Here is a 17,558-nt window from a genome sequence, read left to right as displayed (position 1 = left end):
CCGGGATGGACCCGAAATGGGTTTCGGATTTGCCGGCCGATGTTGTAGATCGAGCCGCGACATCGAAGAGACGCCGCGCCAGAAGAGGCTGCCATGAAGGTCGATACCAACAAGCTCGTCACCGTCTTCGGCGGCTCCGGCTTCCTCGGCCGCTACGTCGTCCAGGCGCTCGCCAGCCGCGGCCACCGCGTGCGCGTCGCCTGCCGCCGGCCCGACCTCGCCTATCATCTGCAGATCGCCGGCCGTCTCGGCCAGATCCAGCCGATCCAGGCCAATCTGCGCCACCGCTGGTCGATCGACCGCGCCGTCCAGGGCGCCGATCATGTCGTGAACCTCGTCGGCATCCTCGCCGAGAGCGGGGCGCAGCGCTTCTCCACGGTCCAGGCCGAGGGCGCGCGCCACGTGGCGGAAGCGGCCGCGGCCAACGGCGCCGGTCTCGTCCACATGTCGGCGATTGGCGCCGACACGGGCTCGGCCAGCCGCTATGCGCGCACCAAGGCGGAAGGGGAGGCGGCGGCGCTCTCGCTCGTGCCCGGCTCGGTGGTGCTCCGGCCCTCGATCGTCTTCGGTGCCGAGGACCAGTTCTTCAACCGCTTCGCCTCGATGGCGGTCCTCTCGCCGGTGCTGCCGCTCGTCGGCGCCAACACGCGCTTCCAGCCGGTCTTCGTCAACGACGTGGCGCTCGCCGTCGCGGGCGCCGTGGACGGCGCGGTGGAGGGCGGCCGGGTCTACGAGCTGGGCGGGCCCGAGATTCGCACCTTCCGCGAGCTGATGGAGGAGATGCTCCTCGTCATCGACCGCAAGCGCTTCATCCTGCCGCTGTCGGAGGGAATCGCCTCGCGTCTCGCCGGCGTGATGGAGAAGCTGCCGGGCGCGCCGATCACCTCCGATCAGGTCGTGCAACTGCAGCGCGACAACGTCGTCTCCGAGGCGGCGAAGGCCGAGGGCCGCACCTTCGAGGCCTTCGGCATCACGCCGCGCTCGCTGGAGGCGATCCTGCCGACCTATCTCGTGCGCTTCCGCCCGCAGGGCCAGTTCACGCGCGGCGCCCCGACCTCCGACAAGACGGTGGACGAGGAGATCGCGCCCCGCGTCTGAGGACGCGGGCGGCGATCCTTTCGGCGATCCTGGCGCTCGCTCAGCCGAAGATCGCGATCGTCGCGAGCCCCGTCAGGCCGACGAAGATCCGCCAGTAGGCGAAGGGCGCGAAGCCGTGCTTGGACACGAAGTCCAGAAGGTAGCGCACGACCAGAACGCCCGAGAGGAAGGCGGCGACGAAGCCGACGCCGATGATGGCCGCGTCGTCCATCGAGAGGATGTCGCGGTTGCGGTAGAGGTCGTAGACGAAGGCGCCGGCCATGGTGGGCATGGCGAGGAAGAACGAGAACTCCGCCGCCGCGCGCTTCTCGGCCCCCAGCCACAGGGCCCCCGCGATCGTCGCGCCCGAGCGCGAGGTGCCCGGAATCATCGCCAGGCACTGGATGAAGCCGATCTTCAGGCAGAGCGAGGGCGGGAACTGCATCGCGTCGGTGTATTTGCGCTCCAGCGTCATGCGGTCGAGCGCGAGCAGGATGAAGCCGCCGATGACGAGCATCACGCAGATCAGGGCGGGCGATTCGAACAGGACGTCCTTGATGAAGGAATGGGCGAGGGCGCCGATCACGGCGGCGGGCAGGAAGGCGAGCAGGACCGAGAGGACGAAGCGCCGGCTCTCCACGCTTGTCGGCAGGGTCCGGGCGATCGCCCAGAGGCGGCCGAAATAGACGGTGACGATGGCGAGCACCGCGCCGAGCTGGATCAGCACCTCGAAGCTGTTGCCGGTCGAATCGAAGCCGATCATCCGGCCGGCGAGCAGGAGATGGGCGGTCGAGGAGACGGGAATGAACTCGGTCAGTCCCTCGATCACGCCGAGCAGCGTCGCGTTGAAGAGGTCGGTCGTCATGGGCCCCTCGCCATTCTTTCGGCTCTCCTATGCCCTAGCCTTTGCGCGAGGATGAAGGCGGCCGGCCCGCCGGAGTGGAAATTCGGCGCTATGTCGCATTGCTGCATCGCACGAAGTCGGCGCGACATGCTTTGCTCCGCCTTGAGAAAGCCTGATACTGCGGACGATAGGCAGGGCTGGGCGGCCCGTGCGCGGCGAAACGAGCATGGGGTTTCAGGGCGATTTCGATGATCAGGCTTCACCATCACCCCATGTCGGCGGCCTCGCGCTTCGTGCGCCTTGTGCTCGGAGAGTACGGCGAGCGGATCGAGCTCATCGAGGAACGCCCCTGGGAGCGCCGCCGCGAGTTCCTGGCGATGAATCCCGCCGCCAGCCTGCCGGTGATGGTCGAGGACAACGGTCCGCCCATCGTCGGGGGGCTCGTCGCGGCCGAATATCTCGACGAGACGCGCGGCGCCTTCCAGCGTGAGCGGCGGCTCTTCGCCGACAAGCCGGCCGAGCGCGCCGAGATCCGGCGCCTCACCGAATGGTTCCTCGGCAAGATGGACGCGGAGGTGACGCGCTATCTGGTGCGCGAGCGCGTGTTCAAGCGCGAGATGCGGGCCGAGCACGGCGGCGGGGCGCCGGACTCGTCGGCGATCCGGGCCGCGCGCGCCAATCTGAAGCACCACATGCGCTATGTGGGCTGGCTGTCGGAGAGCCGGAACTGGCTGTCGGGCACCCATCTCTCCTACGCCGATCTCGCCGGCGCCGCCGCCTTCTCGGTCCTCGACTATCTGGGCGAGGTGGCGTGGGACGAGGAGCCGGCGGCGAAGGAATGGTACATGCGGCTGAAGTCGCGCCCGGCCTTCCGCCCGCTTCTGGCCGAGCGGCTGCGCGGCGTCTCGCCCGCCGGCCATTACTCCGAGCTGGACTTCTGACGGACGAAAGCGGGCGAGCCCGCATGAGGATCCTCTTCGTCACCCATCCGGAGGTGGTGATCGATCCGGCCGTTCCGGTGCCGGACTGGCCGCTCTCGCCGCTCGGGCGCGAGCGCATGGAAGCCTTCTGCGGCCGTCCCGAACTCGCCTCGGTCGGCCGGATCGTCTGCAGCGACGAGCGCAAGGCGCGCGACGGGGCGGCGATCGTCGGCGCCCGGCTCGGGTTGAGTGTCGAGGCCGATGCCCGCCTCGGCGAGAACGACCGGTCCGCGACCGGCTATGTGGCTCCGCCGCGCTTCTGGGAGATCGTCGAGCGCTTCTTCGCCGAGCCGGATGTCAGCGTCGAGGGATGGGAGCGGGCGCGCGATGCGCAGGCCCGCATCGTCGGAGCGGTGCGCGACATCGCCTCGTCGGCGTCAGGTCATGACGACATCTGCCTCGTCTCGCATGGCGGCGTCGGTACGCTTCTCCTCTGCGACCTGTTGAACGAGCCGATCTCGATGCGGCGCGGCCAGCCCGTCTCCGGCGGCGGATGCTTCTTCGTCTTCGACGCCGCGCGCTGGGCGCTGGAAGAGGGCTGGCGCGACATCTCGGCCTGAAGGCGATCCGATTCTCCGCCTTCACGCGTGACGTTCGTTTCGCGTCCAACCATCAGCCGGCCATGCAAGGGCAGCTTCGCGCGCCGGATGCGCGTTGCCCTCTTCGAGAGCGCTCGTCGCTCTTGCGGAGGAGCAGCATTCATGTCCGACACCGATCAGACCATAGACTTCCTGGCGCGGCCGACCCTTCATCTGTGCGTGGACATGCAGCGCATGTTCGCCGAGGACACGGCGTGGCGCGCGCCTTGGATGGACCGGGTCCGTCCCGTGGCGGAGCGTCTCGTTTCGCTGCACCCCGACAGGACAGTCTTCACGCGGTTCATGCCGCCGGTCCGGGCCGAGGAGGCGGCCGGGTCCTGGACCGACTACTTCGCCAAATGGCACCAGTTCACGGGCGAGGAAGCCGAGCCGGGCATCGCCGACCTCGTGCCGGAACTGGCGCGCTTCGTGCCGCCCGCCACGGTCTTCGACAAGCCGGGCTATTCGGCCTTCTCGACGCCCGATCTTCTTCCGCACCTGCGCGAGCGCGGCGCCGAGACGCTGATCGTGACGGGCACCGAGACCGACGTCTGCGTCCTCTCCACCGTCATGAGCGCGGTCGACCACGGCTTTCGCGTGGTGCTGGCCAAGGACGGGATGTGCTCCTCGACCGACGACACGCACGACGCGCTGATGGCGCTCTACGCGCAGCGCTTCGGCCTTCAGGTCGCGCTGACGACCAGCGAGACGATCGAGGCGCACTGGCGCGCCTGACGGTCAGTCGCCGCGCCAGTGGCCGGCGACCGGGCCGCGCGCATTGTCGGGCTTGGCCTCGCCGATGAAGACCACGACCGGGCCGGGATCGGCCTTCTCCGGATCGTAGAAGTCGATCAGCCCGGGATGGACGTCCTGCAGGAAGGGCGGCAGACCGCCCGCACGGCGCATCAGATGATCGACCACGACCTGATCGCCATGGACCGCGTTCGGCACCGTCCCGCAGGAGCCCGGCCGCATCCAACGCTCCGGCTCGGCCGCGAAGGCGTCGTGGACATGGGCGAGGTCGTCGCCCTGCCAGCGGAGCAGCGCGGTCGAGGCCCGGCCCTTCAGGAAGTGGTCCTCCATCACGGCGGAGCCGGGGCTGGCGAGCGCGTCAGCGTCTCCCGTCAGCACCGTGTCGAGGTCGCAGAGCACCGCCGTGCCGGTCACGAGGCCGGGCCGGAAGGCCTCCATCTTCGCCCACCACGCCGGCCAGTCGTGGCGAAGCGGCACGGCCGTCACGCCGTCGACGCGAAGATCGAGATCGGTGAGGCAGATCATGCGGTCGAAGGAGGGTGCATGTCGCCGGACGCCGCGGGAGAGGCGTTCGACCCAGGACGCGTCGTAGCGCCCGCCGCCCTTCAGAACCGTGACGAGGGTAGCCATCAGACGGCGCGCAGGAGCGGCGCCTCGACGGGGGCGGCGCCCGCCCAGAGCTCGTCGGTCAGCCCTTCCAGCCACTGGGCGCCCCGCCGCGCGGCCTCGGGCGCGTGCAGCGAGCGGATGATGTCGGGATCGAGCGCGCGGGCACGATCAAGAAGGTCCGTCCAGGCGGAGAAGTCGCCCGGCCAGGCCGGAGCGCCCGCCGCCGCGCTTATCGCGACCAGCGCATCCGCCTTGCGGTGCTGCTCGGCGAAGTAGCGCCATTCCGGCATGACGGCGAGCCGGGCGCCGACGCGCGCGGCCTCGTGGACCGTGTTGTCGCCCGCCGAGGCGAGGACGATGTCGGCCGCCGCCAGATGGTCGGTGACGTTCGGCACCCAGCCGAGTTCGCGCAAGTTCGCGAAATCGGTCTCGTGGCCCTCGCGCAAAGTGGGCCCGAGGACGAGCCAGAGCGCGTCGGGCGCGGCCCTCGCGCCGACGGTCAGCGGAGCGTAGGGCGTGCCGGCCCCGCCGCCGCCGGTGAGGACGACGATGAGCTCGCGCTCCGGGTCGATTCCGAGCTTCGCGCGAGCTTCCGCTTTGGTCGGGATCGGGTCGCGCGTCGTGCAGAGCCCCCCGAATAGAAGGTGCGGGCGCGCAGATAGGCCGGGTAGTCCGCCTGCTCCAGCCGCTCGTCGAAGGGTGCGAACATGCCGACGCAGGCTTCGTAGGAGCCGATATGGCCGATATCGGAGCGGTCCCCGTGCATGCGGATCTGCACGGCCGGAACGCTGGCGGCGCGCGACAGGAGCGCGATCTCGGCCGAGACGTCGACGACGAAGAGACCGATGTCGCGCTCGTCGAGATGGTCGAGGATGGTCCGCATGGTGCGGCGCATCTCCGGGACGCCGAGCGGCACGCAGTGCATCACCTGCGGCGTCTGCTCGGCGAAGAGACGGGGCGTCGGCACGGCCGCGCCGATCATGTTCGGCAGCTCCACGATCTCGATGTCGCGCGAGAAGCCGTCGAAGAGGTGCGGGCCGGCCGTCAGGACGGAGACCGGCCGCGTGGCGGACATCTCCTCCACCAGCGCCATCGTCCGGTTGGCATGGCCGCGCCCCTGATGGTGGACGAAGAAGGCGATGGGCTTTTGCATCGAAGGCGTCCTCGGCCGGCGGCGTCAGGAGAAGAGAATGTCGTCGGAGCGCCGCGAGGCGGCGATCTCGACCTCGGTCGGCGGGCGGACGACATGGATGGCATCCGCGCCCTCGCTCCACTCGATCAGACCCGCCTCGCGGAACTGGCCGAGCCAGTAATCCATGCACCAGCGCCCGTGCCGCTCGTGGAAGAGGCTCGCGTTGCGCAGGATGTGCCCGAACTGGTGGAGCGGAGGGACGTGGACGCGGTGGTGCTGATGGTAGGCGCGCGCCCTCGCGGTCCAGTAGACCGGAAGGCCCGCGGCCGAGACGCGCGCGGCGAAGTCCGTCTCCTCGCCGCCATAGCCGAAGAAGGCCTCGTCCATGCCGCCGAGCGCGCGCCAGTCCTCGGCGGCGAGCGCGAAGGAAAGCCCCCAGAGCTCGCCGGAGTCCGGCTCCTCGCGCACGCCGTCCTCCGGGATCGGCGGCTTGGAGGGATGGACGCATCCCAGCGCGTCGAGCCGGCCGAAGTCGAGCGGCTCGTCGACCGCGCCGCCGGGCAGATAGAGGACCTCGCCGAGAAACAGCCCGCGTCTCTCGCACGCGGCCTGCATGTAGGATTTCACGAGAGTGGGCGAGGGGATGCAGTCGACGTCGAGGAAGATCAGGAGATCGCTGCCGCAGGCCTCCGCCGCCCGGTTGCGTGCCGCGGCCAGCGGCATCGGCTCGCCCGGAACCATGACGTGGCGGACGGGGCAGCCGGGGTCGGGAAGGTGGGCTGCCGGCGCATTCTGCATCCAGGCGATGACGAGCTCGGCCGGGCGCTCGGTCTGCCGCGACAGGCCGAGCATGAGGTTGCGCAGGTGCTCCTCCCGCCCCCGGACGAGGGTCAGGACACCGGCTTGCATGGGTTCCGCGACATCGTCTGGAAGTGCAGCACGCCCTCGATCACGCCATTGGCGTGGGTGCGGCGCGCGACGTAGGAATGGGCGAGGGCGGGCAGGCTCGCCAGCCCGTCGGAATGGTTGGCGACGATGATCGACTGCGGGACCGTCCGCAGCATCTCGACGTCGTTGCCGCTGTCGCCCGCCACATAGACGGCGTTCTGCGGCAGCCTGAAGAGCTGCCGGACGTGATCGACGGCCGTGCCCTTGGAGGCGCGGAACGGCAGGACGTCGAGATAGCGGCCGTGGCTGTGGATCAGCGAGGCGCGCAGCCCGGCCTTCTCGAGCCTTTCCTGCACGATCCGCACCGTGTCCGGGTCGCCGTCCGAGAAGTAGGAGAGCTTGAAGGCGCGCTGCTCCAGCGGGGCCTGCGACGTCAGCGTCGCGAAGCCGTCGAGGACGGTGCGCACGCCCGCCCGGTCCCAGCCGCGCGCGATGGCCCGGCGCCAGACCTCGTCGGCGCGGTAGGTCACGCCGCCTTCGTCCAGATGGTAGATTTCCGAGCCGACCGAGGTGATCATCACCTGCGGGCGGGGGGCCTCCTCCTGCTCCAGGATCGCCATGGCGCTGTGGAAGGAGCGGCCGGTGGCGATGCCGAAGGCCAGATCGCTCTGGTGCCGGCGCCAGTGGCCGAAGGCCCGCACGCCCTCGCAGCAGCCGACGAGCGTGTTGTCGATGTCGCTGATGAGGAGCTGGCGCGGTTCGGCCGCCGGGCGCTCCGGCCGCACGGTGCCCTCGACCAGTTCACCGTAGCGTTTGGCATGGCGCGACCAGTCGTAGGCCTCCGCCACCCGCGCGCCGGCCTTGGCGAAGCGCTCGCGCAGATGCCGGTCGGACAGGATGCGCAGGATCGCCTCGCCGATGGCGCCGGGATCGCGCGGGTCCACCAGAAGCCCGTTGCCGCAGGTCTCGACGATGTCGTTCGGGCCGCCGCTGTCGGTCGCCACGATCGGCAGGCCCGCCGCCGAGGCTTCCAGAAGCGTCAGGCCGAAGGGCTCGTTCAGCGCAGGATTGACGAAGAGGCCGCCGCGCTCGCGGGCATAGGCGTAGTAGGCCGGCACGTCCTGCGGCCGGTGATGCTTGGGGTAGGCGACCTGACCGTAGAGGTCGTAGCGGTCGATGTGCATGAGGATCTCGCGCATCGTCTCGGCCATGTCGCCGTCGAGCGTGTCGATGTCCTCGCGCGTGCCGGCGACGACGACGAGATTGGCGCGCTTGCGCAAGGCCGGGCTCTCGCCGAAGAGCCGGACGAGGGCGGCGAGGTTCTTGCGCCGCACGGGGCGCGCGATGGCGAGGATGACGGGCTTTCCGGGATCGGCCAGGAAGCGCGCCAGCTCGGCATCGACGTCGAAGCTCGTTTTCGCCGAGCGGAAGGCCGAGAGGTCGCTGCCCGGCGGCAGGATGCGGATGCGCCCGGCGTCGTAGCCCTCGTAGGAGGCGTACTGCACCTCCGCCTCGTCGCGCGAGGAGGCGATCAGGAGCGATGCGTCGGACAGCGCGGTCTCTTCGGCGCGGATGCGCTCGTCGATGCCCTCGATCCGGTGGTCGGCCCCGAGCGCCTCGCGCTTGACGCGCCCGAGCGAGTGCGCGGTGAAGAAGAAGGGGATGCCGAGGCGCGCCTTGACGATCGAGGCGACGCTCGCCGCGTCCGCATAATGGGCGTGGATCAGGTCCGGCCGGCCTTCCGCCTCGATGAAGGCGATCAGCGCTTCGGCGAAGCTTTTCACTTCGCTGTGAAGGGCTTCCTTCGGCAGATAGGCCGGATCGGCGGTGGGCAGGCGGACGATGTCGAGGCCCGGCCGGACGCTCTCCCGCGCCGTCTCGTAGTCCGGGCCGAACCCTTCGAAGCGCCGCGTGGCGATGACCATGCGCGTCCGAGGGTCGCAGGAAGAGACCGCTTGCGCGAGGTCGAGAAGGTATCGGATATGTCCCCCCGTATCGGCGGTCATCCCGTATTCGACCTCGGCGCCCTTCAGGCAGCCTTGGAGAGCGATGTGCAGAACGTACATGACGCGGCCTTGACGCAAGACAGACGGACAAGTGCGGATGCCAACCACGCACCTCAATCGCGCGCCGCTGCGGGTCGCCCAGGTCGCTCCGAGCATCCTACCCGTGCCTCCCCTGAAGGAGGGCGGGACCGAACGCGTCGTCCACGACCTGTGCGGAGCATTGGCGCACGCCGGAGTCGAGCTAACGCTGTTCGCTCCATCGGATAGTGCGACAATACTGACGCGGGTCGGCCGGTTGCCGAGTCTTTCCGCTCTCGAACGGGAACACGGAAGCGTACCCCCTGGAATCCCTGGGGTTCTCGACGCGGTGCGGCTCGACGAACTGCGTAGCCGGCTGCGTGATTTCGACCTCGTGCACTGCCACGGAGAGTTCGCGCACGCCGCCTTGCTGGGTGAATCGCGCCGCCGATCGCTGACGACGATCCATTGGCGGGTCGATGAGCTCGACCGAAAGTTGTTCTTCGAGGCCTTCCCCGATCTGCCCGTCGCGGCGATCTCCGCGGCGCAGGAGAGGGGCATTCCGGCCTCGAACCGCGCGGGCATCGTCCATCACGGCATCGACGCCGACCGCTACCGCCTCGGCGAGCGGCCGGCCGGCCATCTCGCCTTCGTCGGCCGGATGACGGACCAGAAACGGCCCGACCGCGCCATCCGCGTCGCGCGCGCCGCCGGCCGCCCGATCCGGCTCGCCGGCGGCATCGACGTCGGCAATCCGCTCTACTTCGACCGCGAGGTCCGCCCGCTGCTCGGCGAGGACGCGATCCATGTCGGCACGCTCGACGATGCCGGCAAGCAGGATCTCCTCGGAGGCGCCGAGGCGCTTCTCTTCCCGATCGACTGGCCCGAGCCCTTCGGCCTCGTGATGATCGAGGCGATGGCCTGCGGCACCCCGGTGATCGCCTGGAACAACGGCTCGGTGCCCGAGATCGTGGAGGAGGGCGTCACCGGCTTCGTGGTCGAGACCGAGGAGGAGGCGGTCGCGGCGGTGGGACGGCTCCACACGCTCGACCGCCGGGCGATCCGGGCGCGCTTCGAGGCGCGCTTCACCGCGCAGAGGATGGCCGAGCGCTACATCGAGATCTATCACGACCTCCTCGGCCGGGCCTCCTGATGCGCACCGCGCTGATCGCCTGGGACTATCCGCCGGCGCCGAGCGGGCTGTCCGTCGCCGCGCGCGAGATCGCCGAAAGCCTCGCCCAGGCGGGCGCGGAGGCGACGGTCTTCACGCTCGACCGGGAGGGGACGGCCGAAGCCGGCGGCGTGCGGATCGTCGGCTGCGCCATCGCGACGGGCTCGGCCCTTTCGCGGCTCCGCCTCTGGGGCGGGGCGGGGCATCTGGCGGCGCCGATCGCGTTCCGCCGCGCGGTCCTGTCCGAACATGCCCGCCGGCCGTTCGACGTCGTCGAGGCGACTAACTGGTACGGCCCCGCCAGCCTCCTCGTCGGACAGGGGCCGGCGCTCGTGACGCGGCACTCGACGCCCGCCGCCTTCTCGCGCGATCCGGCGACGAGCCTTCGGGACAGGATCGACGCGGCCGGGGCCGACGCCCTGGAGCGGCGGCAGGCGCGCGGCAGCGATGCGGCGATCTACAACAGGATCGACCATGGCCGCCGCATGGAGGCGCTCTACGGGCTCGACCGCCGGCCGCACGACGTCATCGGCCTGTCGCTGGCGCCCGACTTCCTCGATCGGGCGACGCGCGCGGCCTATCCCGTTGAGGGGCCGGTGCGGCTACTCTTCGTCGGGCGCGCCGAGCACCGCAAAGGCTTCGACGCGCTGCTGGAGGCCGTGGGTCTTCTTTGCGCGGGCGACGACCTGCCCGCCTTCGAACTGCGCCTGCTCGGCGTGTCGCAGGGCGACCTGCCGTCGGATCTTGCCGAGGCCGTTCGGTCCCGGCTGGTCCCGCTCGGCCGGCAGCCGGGCGAGGCGCTGCACGAGGAATACGAGCGCGCCCACATCGTCGTCTCGCCCTCGCGATACGAGAGCTTCGGCCTCGTCTACGAGGAGGCGGTCGCCTATGGCCGCGCGGTCGTCGCGAGCGCCGAGGACGCCAGCGCGCGGGAGGCGATCGGTGGCGTCGGCGAACTGGCGTCGGACACGACAGGACCGGCGCTCGCCGAGGCCCTGCGTCCGCTCGTCGCCTCGCCGGAGCGTCGCATAGAACTGCGGGCACGGGCGCTCGAGGCCGCCGGCCGCTCCAGCCGCGCGACGCTCGGCCGAAGGACGCTCGACCTCTATGCCCGCGCCATCGCTTCGCGTCAGTCGCGATAGGGTTTCAGGAGGTCGTCTTCCTCCTCCGGGCGTCCGTGGCCGGGCGCCATCGCCTCATAGGTCCGCGAGCGGGTGAGCACGCGCTCGCGCGTCAGATGATGCTCGATCCCGGCGCCCGGAACGAGCAGGCTCTTCGTCCAGGGCCGCTCGGGCCGCTCGTGAACGAGGCCGGCATAGCGGATGTCGCGTCGGTTGAGCCGGTACTGGACGTCCGGGAAGACGTCGGAGGCGATCCCGTCGACCAGATTGCGGCGCGTCAGGCCGACCGACAGGAGCCCGTCCGCCTCGGCGAGCCCCGCCAGGCGGGGCAACCTCGCCGCGCAGCCGGGCGCCAGCGTCTCGTCGGAATCGAGCTGAAGCATCCATGTCTCGCGCGACAGATCCTGCAGCGCGTTGCGCTGCGCGGCGAAGTCGCCCGCCAGCGGCCGAAAGGCGAGCCGGACCGTGTTCTCTGCGAAACCGTCCACCGTTACCGATCGAGGCTCGGCCGCTTCGCCATCCGCGAGGATGATGATGCTGGATGTGGCGGCGGTCTGGAGGTGAAGGCCAGCGAGCACGGCCTCGATCTCGCTCGCCTTGCAGAGAATGCCGAGAGACACCGGGCGCGGGACCTGCGTGGCGAGCGGCAGGAGCCGGGCCTTTGCTGCGAGCTCCGAATGAGGCTCGACGAGCGCGCGAGCCTGCGCTCCGTCGGCCGGGAGGGCGCGAAGGTCCCGCGCGAGGGCCGCGCTGCGCAGCGTGTAGAGATCGAGGCCGAAGGGCGCGTCCGGTGGCGAGGCGAACGAGCCCGCTCCGAGCGCGCCGAGCGCATGGCCGGCGGCTTGGATGTCGGAGCCGAGGAGCAGCCCGCAGGAGGCGCAGGCGAAGGCGAAGCTCCGGCGCGAGCCGTCCGGGTACCGCAAGGCTCGGTCGGTCGGCTGGAGGGCGCGCGCCGAACAGGCCGGGCAGCGGGCGCCGGCGTCGAAGCTCATAGCCGGGCACCGATTTGTCGCGGCGGAAAGGAGGGGTTCGGCGGCAACGCCAGCCCGCCGGGCGCGTTCGCGGAGTCCGGTCGAACGGACGGAAACTCGATCATGATCACCCGAACCGATATCTCCGCTTCCGAGCCGACTGCCGCTGTCTCGACGTCCGGACTGGCCCCCGCGGCTCGCGCCGCGATCGCGGTTGTCGGCAATGCGCCCGATCTAGGGGACCATGCGGCGAAGATCGATTCCTGCGGCACGGTGATCCGCTTCAACAACGCGCCCGGCTTCGGCGGAGCGGCGGGACGGCGCGTCACCCATCTGGCGCTGGTCAACCGGGGCGGGCAGCCGCGCGAATGGGTGGACGAGGGGTTCGCGCGCCTGCCGGCCCTGCGGGAGGCGAGCGAGGTCATCCTGCCCTTTCCGCGCCTGGTCGACGGCCCGCCGGACATCTGCTGGACGCGGGAGATGCAGGAGAGGCTGGTGCCCTTCGGCGTTCGAACGCGCACGCTGCGCGGCGACCTGCATGAGCGGGCGCGCCGCGTGCTCCGGGGGCTCGGGGCGCCGGGGCGGATCGATCCGAGCACCGGCTTCCTCGTCGTCTTCGATCTTCTGGACGGGCGGCGCCCCGATCGGCCGATCGAGATCTTCGGCTTCGGCTTCGCGGGCTGGGACGGCCATCCCTGGGAGGCCGAGCGTCGGTGGTTCGAGGCCGCCGACGCGCGCGGCGACCTCGTCCTCCATCCTGTGCCCTGACCGATCAGGCCGCCGGCGCCTGCCCGAGCGTGCGGACGCTCGCGACGAAGTCGCCGAAGCGTGTTCCCTGAACCTGGACATGGGCGCGCAGGCGCGCGTCCGCCTCCGCCGAATCCCCCGAAAGGATCGCGGCGAGGATCGCCTCGTGCTCGGCGAAGGAGTTCCGCAGGCGCTGGTTCGCGCGCAACTGCAGGCGCCGATAGGGCTGAAGCCGGTCGCGCATGCGCCGCACGTGCTCGAATAGATGCCCGTTGTGCGTCGCCTGGTATATGGCATCGTGAAAGGCCGTGTTGGCCGGATAATAGGCCTCGCCGTCGTCCGCCTCCTGCGCGCGCCGGCAGGCCTCGTGCGTCGCCTCCAGGGCGGCCCGGTCCTCGGCCGTCAGGCGCTGGGCGGCGAGGCGCCCGCAGGTCGCCTCCAGCTCCGCCATCACCTCGAACATCTCCACGAGCTCCATCACGTCGAGACGCCGCACAAAGGCGCCGCGATGGGGCCGGATCTCGATCAGGCCGCTGGCGGCGAGCTCCGCCAGCGCCTCGCGCACCGGCGTGCGCGACACCTCGAAGCGGTTGGCGAGCGTCACCTCGTCGAGCCGGTCGCCGGGCAGGAGCCGACCCATGACGATGTCGTTCTCGATGGCCTCGCGCAGATCGGCGCGGCGGCGGGGAACGGAGCGCGGCTCGGTCATCTCGGTCACCATAGCGAAACGCACTGCGCGAGCGCGGACGTGGAACTTGATCCTAACATGGACACGCTCCAGATTGTATACAGGAGAGTTGACGAAGCATACAGTCTGCGGCAGAGCTTCGGAAGCGGTCGGTCGCGCCATGCGCTTCGCCGGGCCGTCGTCGGGTGAAGAGAGGGTCGGGGCATGAGCACCTTTCTGAACGAGATCATCCAGACCATCGCCGATCGGGGCCGGACCTTCCTCGATATCCGGCCGGCGAAGGGCACGGCGGGCCTGGAATCCACGATCGAGGCCTGCCGGTCGCTGCTCTCGCAGCGGGGCGAGGCCTCCGGCGTCGCGCTCGCGCAGGACATCCTGCGCGACTATTCGCGCTTCTCGCCCGACGACCGCATCGCCTTCTTCCGGCATCTGCGCGACGATTTCGGCGCCGACCCCAAGGCGCTCTTCGAAGCGGCGGAGCGCTACGCCAAGACCCGGTCGGAGGAGGATGCGGCGATCCTCCACGAGGTCGCCGAGCCGCGCCGGCAGGAGCTGATCCGCCGGCTCAATCTCGCGCCGGGCGGCACGGCGGCGCTGGTCTCGATGCGGGAGGACCTGATCGGCCGCCTCAACGCCGAACCCTCGCTGCGGGTCGTCGATACCGATTTCGGCCACCTCTTCTCGTCCTGGTTCAACCGCGGCTTTCTGGTGATCCGTCGCATCGACTGGCAGACGCCGGCCGCCGTGCTGGAGCGCATCATCCGCTACGAGGCCGTGCACGCCATCAAGGACTGGGACGACCTGCGGCGCCGCATCGATCCGCCGGACCGGCGCCTCTACGCCTTCTTCCACCCGACGCTCACCGACGATCCGCTGATCTTCGTGGAGGTGGCGCTGACCCCGGGCATTCCGGGCGCGATCGAGCCGATCCTGTCGGCGAGCCGCGAGCCGCTGCCGCCGGCCCAGGCGACGACGGCGGTCTTCTACTCGATCTCGAACTGCCATGCCGGACTTCGCGGCGTCTCCTTCGGTTCCTTCCTGATCAAGCAGGTGGTGGCCGAGCTCTGCCGCGAGCTGCCCAAGCTCAAGACCTTCGTCACGCTTTCGCCGGTGCCGGGCTTCCGCGCCTGGCTGGAGCGCACGGGCCGCGAGGGCCGCACGGGGACCTTGAGCGAGACGGAGCTGGAGAAGGCGCTGGCGCTGGCCGAGGGCGGATCGCCCGAGCTTCTGAAGGACGAGGCGCTCAAGACCAAGCTCACCGCGCTCGCCGCCCATTATCTCATCCGCGAGAAGGCCTCGCGCAACCAGCCGCTCGATCCCGTGGCGCGCTTCCATCTCGGCAACGGTGCGCGGCTGGAGCGCGTCAACTGGGCGGCGGACCTCTCGCCGAACGGCCTGTCGCGCGCCTGCGGCCTGATGGTCAACTATCTCTACGATCCGCAGGAGATCGAGCCGAGCCACGAGGCCTATGTCACGCGCGGCGTCGTCTCGGCCTCTCCCGCCGTCCAAAAACTCGTCAAATCCGTTTCGGAACCAAAGCAGCTGGCCCTGACCTCATGACCTCCAACCTCTTCTCCGTCCTCTCCCGCTCCTTCGTTCCCGAGCGCCCGGCCCTGCGGACGGGCGACGGGCGCGCTTTCAGCTATGGCGATCTCGTCGCCGAGACCGGACGGGTGGCGAACGCGCTGGTGGCGCTCGGGGTGAAGCCGGGCGACCGCGTGGCGGTGCAGGCGGAGAAGAGCGTCGAGGCGCTGTTCCTCCAGCTCGGCATCGTGCGGGCCGGCGCCGCCCTCCTTCCGCTCAACACGGCCTATACGGCGAAGGAGCTGGACTATTTCATCGCCGACGCCGAGCCGGCGGTCTTCGTCTGCGACCCTTCGCTGGCGCAGACGCTGGCGCCAATCGCAAAGGCGCATGGCGTCGCCGCGCTGGAGACGCTGGGCGCGGACGGGACGGGGAGCCTCACCGACAAGGTGCGCGCCGCCTCCCCGGACTTCCGGGACGTGGCGCGCGAGGAGAGCGATCTCGCCGCGATCCTCTACACTTCGGGCACGACCGGGCGCTCCAAGGGCGCGATGATCACCCACGGCAACCTCGCCTCGAACTCGGCTGCGCTGGTCGAGGCCTGGCGCTTCACGAAGGACGACGTCCTTCTTCACGCGCTGCCGATCTTCCACACGCACGGGCTCTTCACCGCGACGAACACGCTGCTGCGCGCCGGCGGCTCGATGATCTTCCTGCCGAAGTTCGACGCCGGGGAGGTCATTTCCCTCCTGCCGCAGGCGACGACCATGATGGGCGTGCCGACCTTCTATTCGCGGCTGCTCGCGCGCGAGGACTTCACGGCGGACCTCGTCTCCCACATCCGCCTCTTCGTCTCGGGCTCGGCGCCGCTCTCGGCCGAGACGCACAAGGCGTTCTCGGCGCGCACCGGCAAGGCGATCCTGGAACGCTACGGCATGACCGAGACGAACATGATCACCTCCAACCCCTATGAGGGCGAGCGCCGGCCGGGCACGGTGGGCCTGCCGCTGCCGGGCGTCGAGGTTCAGATCGCCGACGACGCCGGCAACGCCCTGCCGCAGGGCGAGATCGGGATGATCGAGACGCGCGGGCCCCATGTCTGCCGCGGCTACTGGCGCAACGAGGAGAAGACCAGGGCGGAGTTCCGCCAGAACGGCTTCTTCGTCACCGGCGATCTCGGCCTGATCGAGCCGGACGGCTACGTGCGGATCGTCGGGCGCGGCAAGGACCTCATCATCACCGGCGGCTTCAACGTCTACCCGGCCGAGGTGGAGGCCGCGATCGACGCGATCGAGGGCGTGGCCGAAAGCGCGGTGATCGGCCTGCCCCATCCCGACTTCGGAGAGGGCGTGACGGCCGTCGTGGCGGCCAAGCCCGGCGCCAGGCTCGACGAGCAGGCGATCCGCAGGACGCTGGAAGGCGATCTCGCCAAGTTCAAGGTGCCCAAAAAGGTCGTCGTCGTCGATGCGCTGCCGCGCAACACGATGGGCAAGATCCAGAAGAACGTCCTGCGCGACGCCTACAGGGACAGCTTCGCCGGGGCTTGAGCCCCGAGACGGGCGGCGGCGTCAGCCCATCCCGAGAAGGGCGCGCGTCTCGGCGACGCTCGCGACCGCGCGCCCCTGCGCCCGCGCCATGTCGGCGACCCGCGCCACCATCTCGCCGTTGGTGGGCGTGCCGAGCTCGGGATAGGTGTAGTCGCCCAGTCCGATCGCGACATGGCCGCCCATCTCGATAGACGCGGCCGCCGGCGCCAGCAGATTGCCGATCTTGTTGTTGACCGACCATTCGATGCGCCGGTCCCCCGGCAGGAACTCCAGATGCGCCATCAGGCCGCGCACCGTGCCGGGGTGCCCGCCGAGGATGCCGCCGTCCGACAGGGCGAAGAGGAGATAGGCCGGTTCATCAGCGATGCCGATCTCGATGAAGGCGTCCAGCGTTCGGGTAAAGGGCACCGCCCAGGAGAGGAAGACCGGCTTGACGCCCAGCTCCCTCAGCCGCGTCGAGAGGTATTGCAGCGTGCCGGTGGCGTTCTTGTAGGTGCGGTCGCCCGTCAGATAGCGCCGGTTCTCCCGGTCGTAGACGTCGATATTGGTGGAGCCGAGATCGACCGGCGCGAAATCGGGCGCAAGACCCATCTCGCACAGCGCCTCGATATGGGCGAGGCGCTGTTCGTCCGAGGCGTTCGACTGCGTGACCTGGCCGAGCGTCGGGTGGAGGAGGACGTCGCACTCGCCCCTTATCATGCGGATTGTCTCGGCGTAGACGGCCGCGTCGTGGCAGGGCGAGCCGTCGTCCGTCCGGGCGTGCCAGTGGACGATGGAGGCGCCTGCGCGATGGGCCTCGATCGCCGCCTGCGCGATCTCGCGCGGCGTGTAGGGCACGTTCGGGTTGCCGCCGCGCGGCATGTATTCGTTGACGCGCGCCTCGATGATCAGCGGCTTCTTCATG

16 protein-coding genes and 1 pseudogene are annotated in these 17,558 nt (G+C 70.1%); 9 read left to right on the top strand and 8 right to left on the bottom strand.

Features of this window, described 5'->3' with window-relative positions; translation table 11 throughout:
• Positions 1 to 93: 93 nt before the first annotated feature.
• Positions 94 to 1,098, top strand: a complete 1,005-nt coding sequence (locus AC6R2M_RS15680; protein ID WP_500483733.1) for a complex I NDUFA9 subunit family protein — start codon at positions 94 to 96, stop codon at positions 1,096 to 1,098.
• A gap of 40 nt (positions 1,099 to 1,138) precedes the next feature.
• Here AC6R2M_RS15680 and AC6R2M_RS15675 read toward each other — a convergent pair whose 3' ends face one another.
• Entirely contained in the window at positions 1,139 to 1,942 is an 804-nt protein-coding gene (locus AC6R2M_RS15675; RefSeq protein WP_500483731.1) for an undecaprenyl-diphosphate phosphatase, read from the bottom strand.
• Between the two features lie 227 nt (positions 1,943 to 2,169).
• Between AC6R2M_RS15675 and AC6R2M_RS15670 the strand changes: the two genes are divergently transcribed.
• From AC6R2M_RS15670 to AC6R2M_RS15660, 3 genes are all read left to right on the top strand, one after another.
• Positions 2,170 to 2,862, top strand: coding sequence for a glutathione S-transferase family protein (locus AC6R2M_RS15670; protein WP_500483729.1), 693 nt, complete (start codon positions 2,170 to 2,172; stop codon positions 2,860 to 2,862).
• Between the two features lie 23 nt (positions 2,863 to 2,885).
• Positions 2,886 to 3,461, top strand: a complete 576-nt coding sequence (locus AC6R2M_RS15665; protein WP_500483727.1) for a histidine phosphatase family protein — start codon at positions 2,886 to 2,888, stop codon at positions 3,459 to 3,461.
• A 141-nt stretch (positions 3,462 to 3,602) separates the two neighbouring features.
• On the top strand, positions 3,603 to 4,214 hold the full coding sequence (locus tag AC6R2M_RS15660) for a cysteine hydrolase family protein (RefSeq protein ID WP_500483725.1): 612 nt from the start codon (positions 3,603 to 3,605) through the stop codon (positions 4,212 to 4,214).
• A 3-nt stretch (positions 4,215 to 4,217) separates the two neighbouring features.
• Here the strand turns inward: AC6R2M_RS15660 and AC6R2M_RS15655 are convergent, their stop codons facing one another.
• The 4 genes and pseudogenes from AC6R2M_RS15655 to AC6R2M_RS15640 all read right to left on the bottom strand — a co-directional run bounded on the left by AC6R2M_RS15655 (position 4,218) and on the right by AC6R2M_RS15640 (position 8,927).
• Complete coding sequence (locus AC6R2M_RS15655; RefSeq protein ID WP_500483723.1) at positions 4,218 to 4,862, bottom strand: hypothetical protein; 645 nt, start codon at positions 4,860 to 4,862, stop codon at positions 4,218 to 4,220.
• A pseudogene (locus AC6R2M_RS15650) lies at positions 4,862 to 5,994 on the bottom strand (glycosyl transferase). Before AC6R2M_RS15650 ends, AC6R2M_RS15655 begins: the two are co-directional and overlap by 1 nt.
• A 24-nt stretch (positions 5,995 to 6,018) precedes the next feature.
• On the bottom strand, positions 6,019 to 6,882 hold the full coding sequence (locus AC6R2M_RS15645) for a glycosyltransferase family 2 protein (RefSeq protein WP_500483721.1): 864 nt from the start codon (positions 6,880 to 6,882) through the stop codon (positions 6,019 to 6,021).
• Positions 6,864 to 8,927, bottom strand: coding sequence for an HAD-IIB family hydrolase (locus AC6R2M_RS15640; protein ID WP_500483719.1), 2,064 nt, complete (start codon positions 8,925 to 8,927; stop codon positions 6,864 to 6,866). The genes AC6R2M_RS15645 and AC6R2M_RS15640 overlap by 19 nt, the downstream gene beginning before the upstream one ends.
• A gap of 37 nt (positions 8,928 to 8,964) precedes the next feature.
• On the opposite strand from AC6R2M_RS15640, the gene AC6R2M_RS15635 reads away from it, so the two are divergent.
• Both AC6R2M_RS15635 and AC6R2M_RS15630 read left to right on the top strand, forming a co-directional pair.
• Complete coding sequence (locus AC6R2M_RS15635; RefSeq protein ID WP_500483717.1) at positions 8,965 to 10,038, top strand: glycosyltransferase family 4 protein; 1,074 nt, start codon at positions 8,965 to 8,967, stop codon at positions 10,036 to 10,038.
• Positions 10,038 to 11,198 carry a glycosyltransferase family 4 protein gene (locus AC6R2M_RS15630; RefSeq protein WP_500483715.1) on the top strand — a complete coding sequence of 387 codons (1,161 nt, stop codon included), beginning with the start codon at positions 10,038 to 10,040 and terminating at the stop codon, positions 11,196 to 11,198. Before AC6R2M_RS15635 ends, AC6R2M_RS15630 begins: the two co-directional genes overlap by 1 nt.
• Here the strand turns inward: AC6R2M_RS15630 and AC6R2M_RS15625 are convergent.
• Positions 11,186 to 12,169 carry a glycosyltransferase family protein gene (locus AC6R2M_RS15625; protein ID WP_500483713.1) on the bottom strand — a complete coding sequence of 328 codons (984 nt, stop codon included), beginning with the start codon at positions 12,167 to 12,169 and terminating at the stop codon, positions 11,186 to 11,188. The genes AC6R2M_RS15630 and AC6R2M_RS15625 overlap by 13 nt on opposite strands.
• Before the next feature lie 102 nt (positions 12,170 to 12,271).
• Here AC6R2M_RS15625 and AC6R2M_RS15620 point away from each other — a divergent pair, with 102 nt between their 5' ends.
• Entirely contained in the window at positions 12,272 to 12,916 is a 645-nt protein-coding gene (locus AC6R2M_RS15620) for a glycosyltransferase family 29 protein (RefSeq protein ID WP_500483711.1), read from the top strand.
• 4 nt (positions 12,917 to 12,920) lie between these two features.
• Here AC6R2M_RS15620 and AC6R2M_RS15615 read toward each other — a convergent pair whose 3' ends face one another.
• Positions 12,921 to 13,604 (bottom strand): GntR family transcriptional regulator, encoded by a 684-nt coding sequence (locus AC6R2M_RS15615; protein ID WP_500483709.1) that lies wholly within the window; start codon positions 13,602 to 13,604, stop codon positions 12,921 to 12,923.
• 183 nt (positions 13,605 to 13,787) lie between these two features.
• Between AC6R2M_RS15615 and AC6R2M_RS15610 the strand changes: the two genes are divergently transcribed.
• Positions 13,788 to 15,143 (top strand): malonyl-CoA decarboxylase, encoded by a 1,356-nt coding sequence (locus AC6R2M_RS15610; RefSeq protein WP_500483707.1) that lies wholly within the window; start codon positions 13,788 to 13,790, stop codon positions 15,141 to 15,143.
• Positions 15,140 to 16,654, top strand: coding sequence for a malonate--CoA ligase (locus tag AC6R2M_RS15605; RefSeq protein WP_500483705.1), 1,515 nt, complete (start codon positions 15,140 to 15,142; stop codon positions 16,652 to 16,654). Before AC6R2M_RS15610 ends, AC6R2M_RS15605 begins: the two co-directional genes overlap by 4 nt.
• 21 nt (positions 16,655 to 16,675) lie before the next feature.
• On the opposite strand, the gene AC6R2M_RS15600 is transcribed toward AC6R2M_RS15605, so the two are convergent.
• Positions 16,676 to 17,557, bottom strand: coding sequence for a beta-keto acid cleavage family enzyme (locus AC6R2M_RS15600; protein ID WP_500483703.1), 882 nt, complete (start codon positions 17,555 to 17,557; stop codon positions 16,676 to 16,678).
• Between the last annotated feature and the right edge of the window lies 1 nt (position 17,558).

The organism is Aureimonas sp. CAS (assembly GCF_059838215.1).
Note: the sequence above shows the minus strand (reverse complement) of the source record. Positions and strands in the feature narration are given on the sequence as shown.

Coding starts and splice junctions, on each gene's coding strand:
- AC6R2M_RS15680 (WP_500483733.1), top strand. CDS start 94: ATGAAGGTCGATACCAACAAGCTCGTCACCGTCTTCGGCGGCTCCGGC.
- AC6R2M_RS15675 (WP_500483731.1), bottom strand. CDS start 1,942: ATGACGACCGACCTCTTCAACGCGACGCTGCTCGGCGTGATCGAGGGA.
- AC6R2M_RS15670 (WP_500483729.1), top strand. CDS start 2,170: ATGATCAGGCTTCACCATCACCCCATGTCGGCGGCCTCGCGCTTCGTG.
- AC6R2M_RS15665 (WP_500483727.1), top strand. CDS start 2,886: ATGAGGATCCTCTTCGTCACCCATCCGGAGGTGGTGATCGATCCGGCC.
- AC6R2M_RS15660 (WP_500483725.1), top strand. CDS start 3,603: ATGTCCGACACCGATCAGACCATAGACTTCCTGGCGCGGCCGACCCTT.
- AC6R2M_RS15655 (WP_500483723.1), bottom strand. CDS start 4,862: ATGGCTACCCTCGTCACGGTTCTGAAGGGCGGCGGGCGCTACGACGCG.
- AC6R2M_RS15645 (WP_500483721.1), bottom strand. CDS start 6,882: ATGCAAGCCGGTGTCCTGACCCTCGTCCGGGGGCGGGAGGAGCACCTG.
- AC6R2M_RS15640 (WP_500483719.1), bottom strand. CDS start 8,927: ATGTACGTTCTGCACATCGCTCTCCAAGGCTGCCTGAAGGGCGCCGAG.
- AC6R2M_RS15635 (WP_500483717.1), top strand. CDS start 8,965: ATGCCAACCACGCACCTCAATCGCGCGCCGCTGCGGGTCGCCCAGGTC.
- AC6R2M_RS15630 (WP_500483715.1), top strand. CDS start 10,038: ATGCGCACCGCGCTGATCGCCTGGGACTATCCGCCGGCGCCGAGCGGG.
- AC6R2M_RS15625 (WP_500483713.1), bottom strand. CDS start 12,169: ATGAGCTTCGACGCCGGCGCCCGCTGCCCGGCCTGTTCGGCGCGCGCC.
- AC6R2M_RS15620 (WP_500483711.1), top strand. CDS start 12,272: ATGATCACCCGAACCGATATCTCCGCTTCCGAGCCGACTGCCGCTGTC.
- AC6R2M_RS15615 (WP_500483709.1), bottom strand. CDS start 13,604: ATGACCGAGCCGCGCTCCGTTCCCCGCCGCCGCGCCGATCTGCGCGAG.
- AC6R2M_RS15610 (WP_500483707.1), top strand. CDS start 13,788: ATGAGCACCTTTCTGAACGAGATCATCCAGACCATCGCCGATCGGGGC.
- AC6R2M_RS15605 (WP_500483705.1), top strand. CDS start 15,140: ATGACCTCCAACCTCTTCTCCGTCCTCTCCCGCTCCTTCGTTCCCGAG.
- AC6R2M_RS15600 (WP_500483703.1), bottom strand. CDS start 17,557: ATGAAGAAGCCGCTGATCATCGAGGCGCGCGTCAACGAATACATGCCG.